Source organism: Serratia sp. FGI94, assembly GCF_000330865.1.
Lineage (GTDB): Bacteria > Pseudomonadota > Gammaproteobacteria > Enterobacterales > Enterobacteriaceae > Serratia_B > Serratia_B rubidaea.
Map to the genome: position 1 here is coordinate 3,905,246 of NC_020064.1, position 16,455 is coordinate 3,921,700.

The window sequence follows — 16,455 nt, forward strand, 5'->3', positions numbered from 1 at the left end:
GATGAATCAGGCGGAGAAGCTTACAGCGGCGGAAAATGAAGAAAAACGGTATAATCTGTTAAACACCTTTGCAGGATTTGCATCAATGCTGGATAGCGACGCGATTAACGTCAGCGCATTAAAGATTTTTATCGAGGTCTTCGACGCGCAGAACTTCTCCGCTGTCGCGCGGCGGCGCGGCATTTCGGCCTCCAAGGTTTCGCGCATCATTCATCAGTTGGAAGACGCGCTGGGGCAGCAGCTGTTTTACCGCAATACGCGCGCGGTGATGCCGACCGAGTCCGGGCGGCTGTTTATCGACTATGCGCGCAGCATGACCGAACAGCTCGACGAGGCGCGCAAAGAGCTGCAGGAGCGGGCGCTGGAGCCGTCCGGGCTGGTGCGCATCAATACGCCGGTGTTCTTCGGCCAGCGCCACGTGGCGCCCGCCCTGCCCGCGCTGGCCGCCCGCTATCCCCGCCTGCTGATCGATCTTGTGCAGACCGACGACTATATCGACCCGCACCGCGACGCCGCGGACGTCATCTTCCGCATCGGCACGCTGACGGACTCCTCCTTCCACGCCCGCGTGTTTGGCGAGCAGCGCTACTACCTCGCCGCCTCACCGGCCTACCTGCGCCGCTACGGCGCGCCGCACAGCCCGGCGGATCTCAGCCGCCACCGCTGTCTGGTGTATCGCGGCTCGTCCGGGCCGAACCGCTGGCTGTTCCGCGCGCCCGGCGACGCCTGGGTGCACTACCCGCTCTCCCCGCTGTTAACCTCCAACAATGCGGAAACGCTGCTGGTCGCCGCGCTGGGCGGCATGGGGCTGGTGCTGTTTCCCGACTGGCTGATGGGCGATCGGCTGCAAAACGGCGAGCTGGTCAGACTGCTGCCGGAGTTTGAGACGGCGATAAAAACCGAGCCGCAGCAGATCGCCGCCATCTATCCGCACGCCCGCCGCCCGCCGCTGAACGTCAGGGCGGTGATCGATCACTATGTGGAGGCGTTTGGCGAGCCGCTTTACTGGCAGTTTTGACCTTGATCTCTTCCCTTTACGTATCCTGTCGCCGATTTAGGGAATAGCCCAGTGTTAACCTAACCTCACGATTTATAACGCCTAGGCAAAAGTGTACAACGGTAAACCCTATTACATTTTGACCGCCTATCCAATTATCAGATAAGGGAATGTATGGCACCTCAAACACCTAACCTTGGTACTCTGGTCCGTGTTTTTTTCGGACAAGATTGCGATTTATTCGGGGAGTCCGTAGAGGAGATTCTTGAGTCTTATAGGGACATCGAAAATGTTATGACTGTGCAAAAAACAGTGCATGAAGCCCAAATGTTTCTGGGTTTATACCCGGATGATACGCAACTTGAGTTTGCCTTTATAAATCTAGCTGAAGGGGAATTTTCTCCAACAGCATGGGGGTACTCCACCCGGACGTTCCTCGAAAAAGTCATTCAAACTTTGCGTAAAGATCATGGGTAACTTTCCGCACTCGAACATCTGATACAAATTTATTTCGGGCAGGATAGCTACGAAATCACAGGGGCGACAACCCTTCCCGGCGTTATGAGCTTCTATCTTCAAGACAACCCATCATCGAAGATCGATACCTTGAGCACGGATATCGTCGAATTTGAAGAGGCATACCCAGAGTCGCTTGATGAGGAATTCAGTGCTCGATAGGGAACGATGTATTACCAGAGCTATGGGGAACAACGACAAAGGATTTTTTGGAACAAATTCGGCTATTAGCAGCAAGCCACCGATACCGATACTCAACGAATAAATTGCTCGTGAGTCTGTTTTCTGAAACGCCATGACTTATACGCCAGACCAGCAGGGACAGTGAACCAGCCGATTAACAAGACAAATAAGCCGGCAACTACGCCTGATAAAGCACTGCCAACGGAACCCAGGACCAAGGCTATCAGACAGACAGCAAAAACACCCAATGTTACCCACACATTGATCAAAAATCGGTTTGCCAAGCCTGAAACTATGACATCCATGGTTGAGCCATAGTTGGCGCTATTATTTCTGAGTTTCCGTATGTCTTTCGCCGTAAAACCTGACCTTAATAATGCTTCTTCAGTTATCGCCACATCACCACCTCCTATTGCCTCTCAGTATACCGTTATCCTGACAAAAAAAACCGACCAGAAGGCTAATGCTGACCGTACGGGAGTATGAGAAAGATCGGACTAAAAAGGTAAAATATCCCTTTGAAAACAATATCGATAGCCTTAAGTGCCCGGCATTACGGTAGGCCGGGCACTTAAGGAGAATCCGGCGGAGCCGCTACGAAGTCTGCCTGCGCAGCAGATAGACGAAGTACGGCGCGCCGATAAAGGTCGCCAGCAGGCCGGCCGGGATTTGGTAAGGGAACAGCACCATCCGCCCGCACCAGTCGGCAAACACCATCAGCAGGCCGCCCAGCAGCGCGGCGATCAGCAGCTGCGGCAGCGCGCGGCGGAAGCCCAGCATGCGCGCCATATGCGGCGCCATCAGGCCGACAAAGCTGAGCGGACCGACGGTCAGCGTCGCCATCGCGGTCAGCGTCGCCGCCAGCAGCAGAATGCTCAGGCGCACCGGCGTCAACGCAATGCCGACCGAACGCGCCGTCGCGCCGCCCAGCGGCAGAATGGTCAGCCAGCGGCGGCACAGCGGCGCCAGCAGCACCAGCAGCGCGGCAATCAGCGCGGTGCGTATCGCCTGCGCCGCGGTCACCGCATAGGTCGAACCGGAAATCCAGGTCAGCAGGCCGCCCATGCGCGGGTCGCCGCTGGCCAGCAGCAGATAGATGGTGGTGGTAAACGCGGTGCTGAGCGCAATCCCCGCCAGCAGCATCCGTTCGGTCGAGAAGCCGCCGCGCCCGGCGACCACGGTGATCACCAACAGCGTCAGCGCTGCCCCCAGACTGCCCGCCGGCAGCAGCCAGACAAAGGCGTCGCCCGGTACGATAAACATCATCACCACCACGCCGAACGCCGCGCCGGAGCTGATGCCCAGCACTTCCGGGCTGGCCATCGGGTTGCCGGTCAGCTTCTGAATCAGCGTGCCCGCCACCGCCAGCATCACGCCCGCCGCCAGCGCCGACAGCACCCGCGGCCAGCGCCACGGCCACAGCGACTCAAATTCCGCGCCGACGCTCCAGTGCCAGCCGGCGGCATTTTTCCCCAGCATCAGCGCCACCGCCAGCCCGGCCAGCAGCAGCGCGCCGCCCAGCAGCAGCCAGCGCGGCAGATGCTGACGCTCGGCCGGCACCCGGTCGCCCAGGTTCATCGGCGGCGGCGTGGCGGCGCTGCGCAGCCGCGGCAGCAGCCACAGCAGCAGCGGCGCGCCAATCAGCGCGGTAGCGGCGCCGGTCGGAATTTCCCGCCAGACCAGCGCCAGCCAGACCATCAGCTGATCGGTCAGCCAAAGCAGCAGCGCCCCCAGCAGCGGCGCCAGCATCATCCGGTGCGCCAGCCGGCGCGCGCCCAGCATTTTCGCCATCAGCGGCGCGAACAGGCCGATAAAGCCGATCACCCCCACCGCGTTGACCAACATGGCGCTGAACACGATCGCCAGCGCCAGCGCGCTGAAGCGGGCGAATGCCAGCCCCAGCCCCAGATTGCACGCCACGCCGTCATCCAGCCCCAGCAGGGTCAGCGGACGGATCAGCAGCGCGGCCAGCAGCGCCGTCAGCAGCAGGCGCGGCAGGATAAACTGCACCGCGCTCCAGTCCTGCTGGTTCAGCGAGCCGGTGCTCCACAGGAATAGTCCCTGCAGCTGCTCATAGTTGAACAGCGCCAGCAGACTGCTGACCGCACCGCAGTACAGCCCCAGCACCAGACCGGCCAGGATCAGCGTCACCGGCGACATCCGCTTGCCCCAGGCCACGCCGAACACCAGCGCGCCGACCACGATCGCGCCGGCCATCGCGGCCAGCTGTTCGGTCAACGCGCCGCCCGGCAGCATCCACAGCGTGGCGATGGTTAGCCCCAGCTGCGCGCCGGCCGAAACGCCGAGCGTCGCCGGCTCGGCCAGCGGGTTGCGCAGCACCTGCTGGAACAGCACGCCCACCAGCCCCAGGCCGGCGCCGGCCAGCAACGCAATGCACAGACGCGGCAGCAGGCTGTAATGGAACACCATCTGCTGCACGTTATCGATATCCGGCGCCCGCAGCGCCTGCTCCCACTGTGCCAGCGGCAGCTGCTGCAGCAGGTTGAACAGGCTCAGGCCGCCGGCTGCAGCCGCCAGCAACGCCAGCAGCGCGATAGGTAAAATACGCCGTCTGCTATTCATGCGCGCGCCTCCTGTGCCTGTTCCAGCAGCCGGCAAAAGCGCATCGCGGACAGTGTGGCGCCGTACAGCCAGACCGCCGGCAGCCGGCGCAGCTGCTGCTGACGCACAAACGGCAGCGACTGCCACAGCGGCGTCGCGCTCACCTGCGCCAGCATCCGCTGATTACCGTGGTCGAAGTAGATCGCCCGCGCGTTCTTCACCGTCGCCAAACGTTCGATACCGACGATCGCCGAGCCCCAGAAGTTGGTTTCCCCGCGCCAGGCGTTGGCGATGCCGAGCTGGTCCATCACCTCCTGGAACAGGCTCTGATGGCCGATCACCAGCGCGTGGCGGTTATCGATCAGCGAGAACAGCAGCAGCGGCTGGCGGGTGTAGGCCTGCAGGCGCTGGCGCGCGCCGCCGAGAAAAGCGTCAAAGTCCTGCAGATGCTGCTCGGCGCGGCTCTCCAATCCCAGCCGCTGCGCCAGCTGACGCAGTGAGCGTTTGGCGACGGTCAGCGGTTTGCCGCTGCCGTCGTTAAAGGCAAACTCCATGGTCGGCGCAATCGGCGCCAGCAGCTGCGGCGACGGGCCATAGCCCTGCGACAGCAGCACCAGCGACGGCTGCAGCTGTTGCAGCAGCTCCAGGTTGGGTTCGGTGCGCTGGCCGGCGTCAACCACCGTCGCCGGCAGCGCCGGCTCGCGCACCCACAGGTTGTAGTTATGAATATCGGCCACCGCCAGCGGCGTTACGCCCAGCGCCAGCAGCAGTTCAGCCGGCAGCCATTCCAGCGCGACGATGCGCCCCAGATCGGGCAGTGCGGCCGCACGGCCCGGCAGCGCGCTCAGCAGCGGCGACAGCGCCAGCGCCGTCAGCAGACGGCGGCGGAAAGGGTCAAAAGAAGTCTCTTGCATCAGTAAACAAAGCTCACCGGTGAACCGCCGCTCGGATGCGGCAGCGTGCCCATCGGAATGCCGTAGATTTGCTCCAGCACCGGCCCCTGCATCAGTTCCAGCGGCGCGCCCTGGGCGATCATCTCCCCGCCGCGCAGCGCCACCAGGTGGTCGCAGTAGCGGGCGGCCATATTGATATCGTGCAGCACCGCAATCACCGTCAGGCCACGCTCGCGGCTCAGACGCTGGATCAGCGCCAGCACCTCGACCTGATGGGCGATATCCAGCGCCGAGGTCGGTTCATCCAGCAGCAGGCAGCGGCTGTCCTGCGCCACCAGCATCGCCAGCCAGGCGCGCTGACGCTCACCGCCGGACAGGCTGTCCACCAGCCGGCCGGCCAGCGGCTTTAAGTCCACCAGCGCGATCGCCTCTTCCACGTGCTGACGGTCGGCGGCGGAAAAACGCCCCAGCGCGCCGTGCCACGGATAGCGGCCGATGGCCACCAGCTCGCGCACCGTCATGCCCTCGGCGGCCGGCAGCTGCTGCGGCAGGTAGGCCACTTCGCGGGCGAACGCCTTGCTGTCCCACTGCGCCAGCGGCGTCTCGTTCAGCAGCACCTGACCGCCGGTCGCCGCCTGATGACGGCCGAGAATTTTCAGTAAGGTGGATTTGCCGGAGCCGTTATGGCCAATCAGCCCGCAGACTTTCCCGTGCGGAAAGGTCAGTGACAGCGGTTGCAGCAGTATGCGGCCGGGAACGGCGAAGCTCACGTTATCCAGCGTGAACGTCGCCTGTTGAAGAAGATGTTTATCCTGCATAGGCCCTATTTTTACCCGGCGCAGCGCGGCCGCGCCGGGGTTGTCCGGTTAGAAACGGAAAGTTGCGGTCGCAACCACCTGACGTTCCGCGCCCCAGTAGCAACCGTAGGTATTGAAGCAGCTGGAGACGTACTCTTTATCAAACAGGTTGTTGATATTAATGCCAACGGATGAACCCGGCAGGTTGAATCGTGCCAGATCGTATTTCACCGCCGCATCGACCACCGTGTAATCTTTAACTTTGAAGGTATTCGCTTCGTCGCCGTAGCTGGAACCGACATAGCGCACGCCGGAGCCTAACGTCAGGCCGCTCAGCGCGGTTTCATGGAAGGTATAGTCCGCCCACAGCGACGCCATATGCTTCGGAATCGCCGCCGGCGTATGGCCCTGATTGGTGGTGTCTTTGGTGTACTCGGCGTCGGTATAGGTGTACGAGCCCAGCACGTTGACGTTGGCCGACAGCGCCGCCTTGGCTTCGACCTCGACCCCACGGGAGCGGATTTCACCGCCCTGAATGCTGAACACCGGGTTATCCGGGAAGGCGACCTTGTTGTTGGTCTTGGTCAGCTGGTACAGCGCCACGCTGGCGGTGATCGGCCGGTTAGCCGGCGCGTACTTCACCCCGGTTTCGTACTGTTTGCCCTTCGACGGCGAAAACGGCTTGCCGAAGGCATCGGTGCCGGCAGTAGGTTCAAACGACTCGCTGTAGCTGAAGTACGGCGCAATGCCGTTGTCGAACACATAGTTCAGCCCGGCGCGGCCGGTAAATTCGCTGTCGTTCTGCTCGCTGCGCGTATTTTGCGCCGCGCGGTTGGTGGTGGAGGTCTGGCTCCAGTCGTAGCGGCCGCCCAGCGTCAGCACCCAGTTGTTCCACTCGGCCTGATCCTGCAGATAGAGGCCGGTCTGCTCCTGACGGTTCACCTGATTGGCGCTGCCGGTAATGGTGTAGCTGTCGTTGCCGTAGTTCGGCGCCACCACGCTCAGGTTGGATGCGGTGCCGTACTCATACACGATATCGTTGCGCATGCGCATATAGTCGACGCCCATCAGCAGCGTGTGATCCACATCGCCGGTGGCGAATTTGGCCTGCGCCTGGCTATCGACCGCAAAGCTGGACATATGCTCTTTCGAATTCATCACGCCGCGCGTCAGCTCGCTCGGGTTGGCCGCGCTGATGCCAAGGCCGTAGATGGAGCGATAGTCGACGTCCATCTTGGTGTAGCGCAGGTTCTGCCGCACGCTCCACACATCGTTGAAGGCATGATCGAAGCTGTAGCCGATCATCTGCTGTTTGCGCGAGATGTTGTTGTAACCCGGTTCGCCGTCGTTAAAGCTGGTCGGCAGCTTGCCGTTGACGCCGTTTTCCACCGTGCCTTCTTTCGGCAGCCAGCCGTAGTAGCCGACGTCCGGATCGTCCTGGAAGCTGCTCAGCAGGGTAAAGGTGGTGCGGTCGTCCGGCCGCCAGCTGAAGGAAGGCGCAATGGCGTAACGCTTGGATTTTTCCCCCACCTGCTGCTGGTCTTCGCTGCGCGCCAGCCCGGTCAGGCGGTAGGAGTAAACACCGTCGTCATCCAGCGTGCCGCCGAAATCAAAGCCGGTCTGGAACAGGTTATCGCTGCCCATTTTGAACTGCACTTCCCGCAGCTCTTCGCCGGTCGGCCGTTTGCTGACCAGCGAGACCAGCCCGCCCGGGTTGCTTTTGCCGTACAATACGGAAACCGGCCCGCGCAGCACCTCGGCGCGCTCCAGGAAATAGGGATCGACCTGATAAATCGAATAGTTGTCGTCCTGCAGCTTGAGGCCGTCCAGATAGAGATTGGTGCCGACCGAACTGAAGCCGCGGATATTGACCGAATCATAGGCGGTGGAAGCGCCGCGGTTGCCCACCATCACGCCCGGCGTGTAGCCCAGCGCGCTTTTCACCGTGTCCGGCTGGCGCATCTCCATCTCTTCGCGCGTCACCACCGAGACCGACTGCGGCGTTTTCACCAGCGGCGTATCGGTTTTGGTGCCGGTAGCGCTGTGCTTGGCGGCATAGGTGCCGACCGGCCCCCAGGCGCTTTCCTGCTGTTGGCTGCCGCTGCCGACCACGGTCAGGGTATCTTCTTTCGCCCCGTCAGCGGCCTGCGCCGACAGGCTCAGGGCGCCCAACGCGGCGGCGATGGCCAGCGCGCTGCCGCGCACGGGGAAACGGTTAAACACCGTCGGTGATGGAGATGGACGCTTGGTAGCCATGATAATTTCTCTGATGTATTTGAATGAAGAATGTAAACGATAATAATTATTATAAGCGTCGCATTTTATGCAGAAGGGAAGTTTAACTGCAAGCGCATTTCGGCGCGCCGGCCAACGCCGGCCCGCTGACTCAGCCCCGTTAACCCTATGGAAATAACTTAGGCGGAAAAATAAAAAAAACCCGCAACGTCCGTTACGGGTTTTTAGCATCGGCGCACCGCCTGTCGCGGCCGCCGTTCACGCCGGCCTTACTGGCCGAACATATCCTTAATCCAGCCGGCAACGCCGTCAGAGCCTTTCTGCTCTTCCTGCTCCTGCTGCTGTTGTTGCTGTTGCTGCTGCAGCGCGGCCTGGCTGGCCTGGCACAGGCCGTCCGGGTTGTCGGTCCACACCGGAATGGTGCGCCAGCCGCCTGCGCCGCACAGGAAGTTACCGTCGGAGTCGATGCTCATCTGGTTGATCCCTTCCGGTGCCTGCACCTGCAACGGCAGCGGCGTCTGGTTTTCCAGGTAGCGGCGGTACAGCGTCAGCGCGCCGTTGGCGCCGGTCAGCTTGGCCGGGCCGTTGTTATCGCGTCCGACCCAGGCGATCGCCACTTCTTTACCGTCGATGCCGGCAAACCAGCTGTCGCGCAGATCGTTGGTGGTGCCGGTTTTCGCCGCCAGGTGGTAGTTAGGGAACTTCACCGACAGCGAACGCGAGGTGCCGCGCGCAACGCCCTGCTGCATGGCGTACAGCGTCAGATAGGCCGCCTGCGCCGGCACTACGCGCTCCGCCTGCGGGAAGCTGCGGTACAGCACGCTGCCGTCCTCGGCAATCACCGAACGTACCGCGGACAGCGGCGCGCGGTTGCCGCCGCCGGCAATGGTCTGGTACTCCTGCGCCACTTCCATCGGCGTCAGGCCGATGGCCCCCAGCAGCATGGACGGCACCGGATTAATCTCCGACTTCGGAATGCCCAGACGCTGCAGCGTGGCGCTGATCTGATCCAGCCCGACGGCCATCCCCAGATTCACCGTCGGCACGTTCAGCGAGTGCGCCAACGCATCCACCAGCATCACCTTGCCGCGGAAACGGCGATCGTAGTTGTTCGGCTGCCAGACGCTGCCGTTCGGCTGTTTGAGCGACAGCGGCGCATCCGCCAGCCAGGTGTTCAGGCGGTATTTGTCCGGTTCAGACAGCGCGGTCAGGTAGGTCGGCGGCTTGGCCAGCGACCCCACCAGACGGCGGGCCTGCAGCGCGCGGTTAAAGCCGGCGAACTGCGGCTCGGCGCCGCCGACCATCGCGCGGACTTCGCCGCTGAAGCGGTCGACAATCACCATTGCCGCTTCCAGATCTTTCACGTGACGCGCAGCGCGCAGCGCCGGCACGCCGGCCTCAACCGCTTTTTCCGCCGCGTCCTGCGACACCGGATCCAGGGTGGTGAAGATCTTCACGCCGGACAGGTCATTGACCTTATCCCCCAGCTTGCTCTGCAGCTCCTGACGCACCAGCTGCATAAAGGCCGGCTGCGGCGTAATCACCCCGCCCTTCGGCTGAACGCCCAGCGGACGCGCGCTGAGCATGTTATACAGCTCCGCGTCGATCACGCCCTGGTTCTGCAACAGTTTCAGCACCAGGTTGCGGCGCTCCAGCGCCAGTTTCGGGTTGCGCCACGGGTTGTACAGCGACGCCCCTTTCACCATCCCCACCAGCAGCGCCTGCTGGTCGAGGCTCAGCTCATCCACCGGGCGGCCGAAGTAGTACAGGCTGGCCAGCGGGAAGCCGCGGATCTGGTCGCTGCCGCTCTGGCCGAGGTACACCTCGTTCAGGTACAGCTCCAGAATGCGGTCTTTGCTGTAGCGGTAGTCCACCAGCAGCGCCATATAGGCTTCGTTGGCCTTACGCCACAGCGAACGCTCGTTGGTCAGGAACAGGTTTTTCACCAGCTGCTGGGTCAGAGTACTGCCGCCCTGCACCGCACGGCCGGCGGTCAGGTTGGCCAGCAGCGCACGACCGATCGAGTAAGGGCTGATGCCGTCATGCTCGTAGAAGTGGCGGTCTTCGGTGGCGATCAGCGTGTCCACCAGCAGATCCGGGAAGCCGCTGCGCGGCACGAACAGGCGCTGCTCGCCGTTCGGCGACTGCAGCATGGTGATCAGCCGTGGGTCCAGACGGAAGAAGCCGAAGCTGCGCTGGTTGTCCAGGTTTTCAATCTTCGCCAGGCGGTCGTTCTGGAAGTCGAGACGGGCGCGGATCTGCCCCTCTTTACCGTCCGGGAAGTCAAACGGACGGCGCAGCATCTCAATGCTGTTGCCCTTCACGGTAAATTCACCCGGGCGCGTCATCCGGCTGACCTGGCGGTACTGCATGCCTTCCAGCAGCTTGACCATTTCGCCTTTGCTGTACGGCATGCCGGGTTCCAGGTTGACCATGCGGCCATACACCGCCGCCGGCAGCTGCCAGACCTTGCCGTCGATGCGGCTGCGGATCTGCGAATCCAGATAGACGCCGTAGCCGGCCAGCAGCACGGCGATCACCAGTATGATTTTCAGCATCAAGCCGAGCCAACGGCGTTTCTTACGAGGCGGCGCGGCCTTTACCTTACGCGGCATGCGTTCTTCCTCGTCGTTATATTCATCATCGTCATACTCATCCTGAAAGTTATTTGCTTGGTAGTCATCATCGTCGTCCTCCAGACGACGGCGCGGCGGCCTGCGCGGCGCGCTGCGCTTGGGTGGTTTCCCTTTGCGCCCGATGGGCTCGCGGTCATCCCCGGCCATTGCTGTCACTCTCCACGCTGCACGGCCAGGATGGCCGTTCAAGTTTGTGCTTAATCTGTTCCCGCATCAGCCGACTGAACAGAAGAAACATCCGAATTCAGCTACTGATACTTCTTGGTGCGGCGCGTCGGCAGCGCGTTGGCCGGGTCGTCGGGCCAGACGTGCTTCGGGTAGCGCCCCTTCATCTCTTTCTGTACTTCCCGGTAGGCGCCCTGCCAGAACGCCGCCAGGTCGGCGGTGATCTGCAGCGGCCGGTGCGCCGGAGAGAGTAACTCAAGCACCACCGCGATGCGACCCTCCGCCAGCATCGGGCTGCGCTGCTCGCCGAACATCTCCTGCAGACGCACCGGCAGCAGCGGCGGCTTGCCGGCCTCATAGCGGATCGGCAGGCGGCTGCCGGTCGGCACAGTGTAATGAGTGGGCAGCGCATTATCCAGCCGCTGTTTCTGCTGCCAGTCCAGCAGGTTGCTCAGCGCCTCGGCGAGATTGACCTGCCGCAGACCGCGCAGATCGCGCACGCCGCCGAGCGCCGGCAGCAGCCACCGCTCCAGTGCCGCCAGCAGCGCCTCATCGTCCACCGCTGGCCAGTCGGCCTCCGGCAGCCACTCCCGCGCGCACTGCAGACGCGCGCGCAGCTGGCCGGCGGCGCCCTCCCAGTTCAGCACCGCCAGGCCCTGAGCGCGCACCCAGTCCACCAACGCCTGTTGCAGCTCGTCGTCCGCCGGTTTCGCCAGCGGTCGGGCGCGCAGCGTCAGACGGCCGATCTGCAGACGCTGCCAGGCGCGCAGCGTGCCTTTTTCTTCATCCCACTCCACCGCGGTGCGCTGCTGCGCAATCTCCGGCAGCTGCGCCGCCAGTTCTTCAACGTCCAGCGGCAGCGCCAGCAGAATACGCGCGTCCGGGCTGTTCGCCCCCTGCAGCAGCGCCGGCACGATCAGCCACGGCGCACGCGACAGCGCCTCATCCTGATGCATCGCCGCGCCCATGCCGTTCGCCAGCAGATAGCGGCCGTCCTGCCCGCGCCGCTGGGCGATACGATCGGCAAAGGCGTGCGCCAGCAGCCGCGGCGCCAGTTCGGCGTCCACGCGGCCGTCGCGCCCCTTCAGGCGCTGCGCCAGCTGGCGCGCGCGCCGTTGCCAGTGCGGCTGCGGCCGGCTGAGCCAGTAATCAATATCCAGTTGCCCGTTACGCGGCGGCTCTTCCAACAGCGCAGCCAGCAAGGCGGCGGTCGCCAGGCCGTCCTCCCCCAGCGCCGCGCCGGCGCACAGCATCGCCGCCAGCCGCGGTTCGCAGCCGAGCGTCGCCATCCGGCGTCCCTCCGCCGTCAGTTTGCCCTGTTCATCGGCGGCCCCCAGCGTCTGCAACAGCCGCTGGGCTGCCGCCAGCGCCGCGGGCGGCGGCAGATCCAGCCAACTCAGCTGGCCGGCGTCAACGCAGCCCCACTGCAGCAGCTCCAGCCAGAAGCCGCTGAGATCGCTGTGCAGTATTTCCGGCTCGGCATACTCGGCGGCGCGCTCGGCCTGCTCTTTGGCGCACAGGTGCCAGCAGACGCCCTCTTCCAGGCGCCCGGCGCGTCCGGCGCGCTGCACCATCGACGCCTGGCTGATGCGCTGGGTAATCAGACGCGTCAGGCCGTTGCGCGCGTCAAAACGCGCCGTGCGCTCCAGGCCGCTGTCCACCACCAGCCGGATGCCCTCAATCGTCAGGCTGGTTTCGGCAATATTGGTCGCCAGCACCACTTTGCGCCGCCCGGCGGCGGCCGGCTGAATCGCCCGCTGCTGCTGCGCCAGCGGCAGCGCGCCGTACAACGGGCACAGGTCGACATCGCCGGCGACCTCACCCTGCAGCCGCTCCATCACCCGCAAAATCTCCGCCACGCCCGGTAAAAACAGCAGCAGCGATCCCGGCTGCTCCGCCAGCAGGCGCTTGACCGCCGAGGCGACGCCGTCCTCCAGCCGCTGATGGCTGGCCAGCGGCTGATAGTGACGCGCCACCGGGAAACTGCGCCCCTGCGACACCACCACCGGCGCAACCGGCAGCAGCTGCGACAGCCGGGCATTATCCAGCGTCGCCGACATAATCAGCAGCTTCAGATCGTCACGCAGCCCCTGCTGTACGTCCAGCAGCAGCGCCAACGCCAGATCGGCCTGCAGGCTGCGCTCATGGAATTCATCCAGGATCACCAGCGAGACGCCCTGCAGCTCTGCATCCTGCTGCAGCATGCGGGTCAGAATGCCTTCGGTGACCACCTCCAGCCGCGTCGCCGGCCCGCTTTTGCTTTCGGCGCGCATGCGGTAGCCCACGGTTTGCCCCGGCTCTTCCCCCAGCTGCTGCGCCAGGCGGTAGGCGACGTTTTTCGCCGCCAGACGCCGCGGCTCCAGCATGATGATGCGCCCCGGCAGGTTGGCCTGCCGCAGGATCTGCAGCGGCAGCCAGGTGGACTTACCGGCGCCGGTCGGCGCGTGCAGCAACACCTGCGGCGCGCTGTGCAGCGCGGCAAGCAACTCATCCAGCACCTGGCTGACGGGCAATAAAGACACAAAACACTCCACGGGGTAGTTAATCAACGGCGCTCATTGTAGCATTGCGCCCAGAGATTCATTCAGTTACCGAGGAAACATGTCCAGTTCGCGCCGTCTGTTTTTTGCCCTGCCCTTGCCGGACAGCCTGCAGCAGCAGGTCATCCGCTGGCGCGCCGACGCCTTCGCGCCGCAGGACGGTCGCCCGGTCGCCGCCGCCAACCTGCACCTGACGCTGGCGTTTCTCGGCGAGGTCAGCAGCCAGAAGGAAGCGGCGCTAAAAAGGCTGGCGGGACGCATCAGCCAGCCCGGCTTCAGCCTGCAGCTCGACGATCTCGGCCACTGGCCGCGCCCCGGCGTGGTCTGGCTCGGCTGCAAGCGCGCGCCGCGCGGCCTGCTGCAGCTAGCGCAGATGTTGCGCTCGCAGGCGGCGCGCAGCGGCTGCTATCAAAGCCCGCTGCCGTTTCACCCGCATATCACCCTGCTGCGCGCTGCGGTGCATCCGGTGGCGCTGCCGCCGTCAACGCCGGGCTGGAACCTGCCGGTGACGCATTTTTCCTTATATCAGTCGTCGTTTGACAACGGCCGCACCCGTTACCACCCGCTGGAACAGTGGGCGCTCAGCTAGGACAGACACCGCATGCAATTCACGCCACCGCTGCAACCCGCCACCCTGATTAAACGTTACAAACGCTTTCTGGCCGACGTCGTCACGCCGCAGGGCGACACCTTTACCCTGCACTGCGCCAATACCGGCGCCATGACCGGCTGCGCCACCCCCGGCGACACCGTCTGGTATTCCACCTCAGACAACCCCAAGCGCAAATACGCCCACAGCTGGGAGCTGACCCATACCCAACAGGGGGACTGGATCTGCGTCAATACCCTGCGCGCCAACGCGCTGGTGCGCGAAGCCATCGAACATAATTTAATCAGTGAATTATCTGGTTACAGTAAAATCAGCGGCGAAGTGAAGTACGGCAGCGAGAACAGCCGTATCGATTTGTTATTACAGGCAGAAAACCGGGTTAACTGCTATATTGAAGTTAAGTCTGTCACGTTACTGCAACAACAGCGTGGTTACTTTCCTGACGCCGTGACGCTCAGGGGTCAGAAGCACCTGCGCGAACTGCAAAACGTGGTGGAAAGCGGGCAGCGTGCGGTATTGTTCTTTGCCGTGTTGCACAGCGGTATTGACCAAGTCGCCCCGGCTCATCATATAGATGCGCATTATGCGGCACTGTTGGCGCAGGTTCAGCAGGCGGGAGTAGAAGTGGTGTGTTATGGGGCTAAATTATCACCTGACGGTATTTGTCTCACCGATAAGTTACCGTTTTTTATCGATTAAAGCGTCAGGCTGCCAATAAATCGGCCGCCGACGATTAGATCGCCAAATACGCCTTCCTTCACACCATTGTCAAGCGGGCGACAGGAATAATTGCCAACCTACTCACCATCTGTTATTTATAGCGGCCTGTTTTTCCCCCGCATTGGGGATTCGATAGTGCGTGTGTATGTAGGAGAAGCAACATGCAAGAAGGGCAAAACCGTAAAACCTCGTCCTTGAGCATTCTCGCCATCGCTGGGGTGGAGCCGTATCAAGAGAAGCCGGGCGAAGAGTATATGAACGACGCCCAGCTGTCGCATTTCAAGCGCATTCTTGAAGCTTGGCGCAACCAGCTCAGGGACGAAGTAGACCGTACTGTGTCGCACATGCAGGAAGAGGCAGCAAACTTTCCTGATCCCGCGGACCGCGCCACTCAGGAAGAGGAATTCAGCCTCGAGTTGCGTAACCGCGATCGTGAACGCAAACTGATCAAAAAGATCGAAAAAACGCTGAAGAAAGTGGAAGACGATGATTTCGGCTTCTGCGAATCCTGCGGCGTAGAGATTGGCATTCGCCGCCTTGAAGCGCGTCCGACGGCCGATTTGTGCATCGACTGTAAAACTCTGGCCGAGATCCGCGAAAAGCAGATGGCCGGCTGATTCAGTCGTTATTACCCGCGGCGTGCCTTACCGGCGCGCCGCACAGAGTTATTATGCCAGAAAGTCATTATGTGGGGCGTTTTGCCCCCTCTCCTTCCGGGGATCTGCACTTCGGTTCGCTGATCGCCGCCCTGGGCAGTTTTCTGCAGGCCCGCTCCCGCCACGGGCAGTGGCTGCTTCGCATTGAAGATATCGACCCGCCGCGTGAAGTCGCCGGCGCTGCCGAGCGCATTCTGCGCGCGCTCGACCACTACGGCCTCCACTGGGACGGCCAGGTGCTCTATCAATCCCAACGTCACGACGCCTACCGCGCTACGCTGGACTGGCTGCAGCGCCAGGGGCTCAGCTATTACTGCACCTGCACCCGCAGCCGCATTCAGCAGGCGGGCGGCCTGTACGACGGCCACTGCCGGGAACGGCAGCTCGGCCCGCAGAACGCCGCCATCCGCCTGCGCCAGAGCGCGCCGGTCTACCGCTTCCACGACGGCCTGCAGGGTGAGCTGTGCGCCGACCCGGCGCTGGCGCAGGAGGATTTTATCATCCGCCGGCGCGACGGCCTGTTCGCCTATAATCTGGCGGTGGTCGTTGACGACCACTTTCAGGGCGTGACGGAGATCGTGCGCGGCGCCGACCTGATTGAGCCGACGGTGCGCCAAATGGCGCTGTACCGTCAGCTGCAGGCGCCGACGCCGGATTATGTTCACCTGCCGCTGGCGCTGGGGGAGCACGGCCTGAAGCTGTCGAAGCAAAATCACGCCCCGCCGCTGCCGGACGGCGACCCGCGGCCGGTGCTGATCGCCGCGCTGCATTTTCTGCGTCAACCGCTGCCGGAAAGCTGGCAAGATCTTGATCTGCCATTATTATTGAGCTGGGCCATCGAACACTGGACGCTGGCGAACGTGCCGCGCCAGACCGCCCTCGCCCTGCCGCAAAACATAACGGCATTCTCAAAGACGCCATGGTGAGCTATGATTAGCCGCTATT

The 16,455-nt window shown here is 62.9% G+C and carries 14 protein-coding genes; 7 read left to right on the top strand and 7 right to left on the bottom strand.

All coding sequences use genetic code 11. The annotated features are described in order from the left end of the window. Positions 1-85 precede the first annotated feature (85 nt). The 3 genes from D781_RS17815 (at position 86) to D781_RS24235 (ending at position 1,675) form a co-directional block, all read left to right on the top strand. On the top strand, positions 86-1,018 hold the full coding sequence (locus D781_RS17815) for a LysR family transcriptional regulator (protein WP_015673724.1): 933 nt from the start codon (positions 86-88) through the stop codon (positions 1,016-1,018). 153 nt (positions 1,019-1,171) lie between these two features. Then, positions 1,172-1,474: a contact-dependent growth inhibition system immunity protein gene (locus D781_RS17820; RefSeq protein ID WP_015673725.1), complete on the top strand. Its 303-nt coding sequence runs from the start codon at positions 1,172-1,174 to the stop codon at positions 1,472-1,474. 54 nt (positions 1,475-1,528) lie between these two features. Then, a complete protein-coding gene (locus tag D781_RS24235) occupies positions 1,529-1,675 on the top strand; it encodes a hypothetical protein (RefSeq protein WP_233494142.1) in 147 nt (48 codons plus the stop codon). A 92-nt stretch (positions 1,676-1,767) separates the two neighbouring features. Here D781_RS24235 and D781_RS23740 read toward each other — a convergent pair whose 3' ends face one another. The 7 genes from D781_RS23740 to hrpB all read right to left on the bottom strand — a co-directional run bounded on the left by D781_RS23740 (position 1,768) and on the right by hrpB (position 13,506). Continuing rightward, entirely contained in the window at positions 1,768-2,094 is a 327-nt protein-coding gene (locus D781_RS23740; protein WP_071823854.1) for a hypothetical protein, read from the bottom strand. A gap of 196 nt (positions 2,095-2,290) precedes the next feature. Further along, positions 2,291-4,279 (bottom strand): Fe(3+)-hydroxamate ABC transporter permease FhuB, encoded by a 1,989-nt coding sequence (gene fhuB / locus D781_RS17825; protein ID WP_015673726.1) that lies wholly within the window; start codon positions 4,277-4,279, stop codon positions 2,291-2,293. Further along, the gene (gene fhuD / locus D781_RS17830; RefSeq protein WP_015673727.1) at positions 4,276-5,172 is read right to left on the bottom strand and encodes a Fe(3+)-hydroxamate ABC transporter substrate-binding protein FhuD; all 897 of its coding nucleotides are present in this window, start codon (positions 5,170-5,172) and stop codon (positions 4,276-4,278) included. The genes fhuB and fhuD overlap by 4 nt, the downstream gene beginning before the upstream one ends. Continuing rightward, positions 5,172-5,969 (bottom strand): Fe3+-hydroxamate ABC transporter ATP-binding protein FhuC, encoded by a 798-nt coding sequence (gene fhuC / locus D781_RS17835; RefSeq protein ID WP_015673728.1) that lies wholly within the window; start codon positions 5,967-5,969, stop codon positions 5,172-5,174. The genes fhuD and fhuC overlap by 1 nt, the downstream gene beginning before the upstream one ends. Before the next feature lie 48 nt (positions 5,970-6,017). Continuing rightward, positions 6,018-8,204 (bottom strand): ferrichrome porin FhuA, encoded by a 2,187-nt coding sequence (fhuA, locus tag D781_RS17840; protein WP_015673729.1) that lies wholly within the window; start codon positions 8,202-8,204, stop codon positions 6,018-6,020. Between the two features lie 248 nt (positions 8,205-8,452). Continuing rightward, a complete protein-coding gene (gene mrcB, locus D781_RS17845; protein WP_015673730.1) occupies positions 8,453-10,966 on the bottom strand; it encodes a bifunctional glycosyl transferase/transpeptidase in 2,514 nt (837 codons plus the stop codon). A gap of 101 nt (positions 10,967-11,067) precedes the next feature. After that, positions 11,068-13,506, bottom strand: coding sequence for an ATP-dependent helicase HrpB (gene hrpB, locus D781_RS17850; RefSeq protein WP_015673731.1), 2,439 nt, complete (start codon positions 13,504-13,506; stop codon positions 11,068-11,070). A 79-nt stretch (positions 13,507-13,585) separates the two neighbouring features. Here hrpB and thpR point away from each other — a divergent pair, with 79 nt between their 5' ends. The 4 genes from thpR to gluQRS all read left to right on the top strand — a co-directional run bounded on the left by thpR (position 13,586) and on the right by gluQRS (position 16,436). Continuing rightward, positions 13,586-14,113 carry an RNA 2',3'-cyclic phosphodiesterase gene (gene thpR / locus D781_RS17855; RefSeq protein WP_015673732.1) on the top strand — a complete coding sequence of 176 codons (528 nt, stop codon included), beginning with the start codon at positions 13,586-13,588 and terminating at the stop codon, positions 14,111-14,113. 12 nt (positions 14,114-14,125) lie between these two features. Further along, positions 14,126-14,833 carry a DNA/RNA nuclease SfsA gene (sfsA, locus tag D781_RS17860; protein WP_015673733.1) on the top strand — a complete coding sequence of 236 codons (708 nt, stop codon included), beginning with the start codon at positions 14,126-14,128 and terminating at the stop codon, positions 14,831-14,833. Positions 14,834-15,015: 182 nt separating this feature from the next. Continuing rightward, a complete protein-coding gene (gene dksA / locus D781_RS17865; RefSeq protein ID WP_015673734.1) occupies positions 15,016-15,471 on the top strand; it encodes an RNA polymerase-binding protein DksA in 456 nt (151 codons plus the stop codon). A gap of 53 nt (positions 15,472-15,524) precedes the next feature. Then, entirely contained in the window at positions 15,525-16,436 is a 912-nt protein-coding gene (gene gluQRS, locus D781_RS17870) for a tRNA glutamyl-Q(34) synthetase GluQRS (RefSeq protein WP_015673735.1), read from the top strand. The last annotated feature ends 19 nt before the right edge of the window (positions 16,437-16,455 follow it).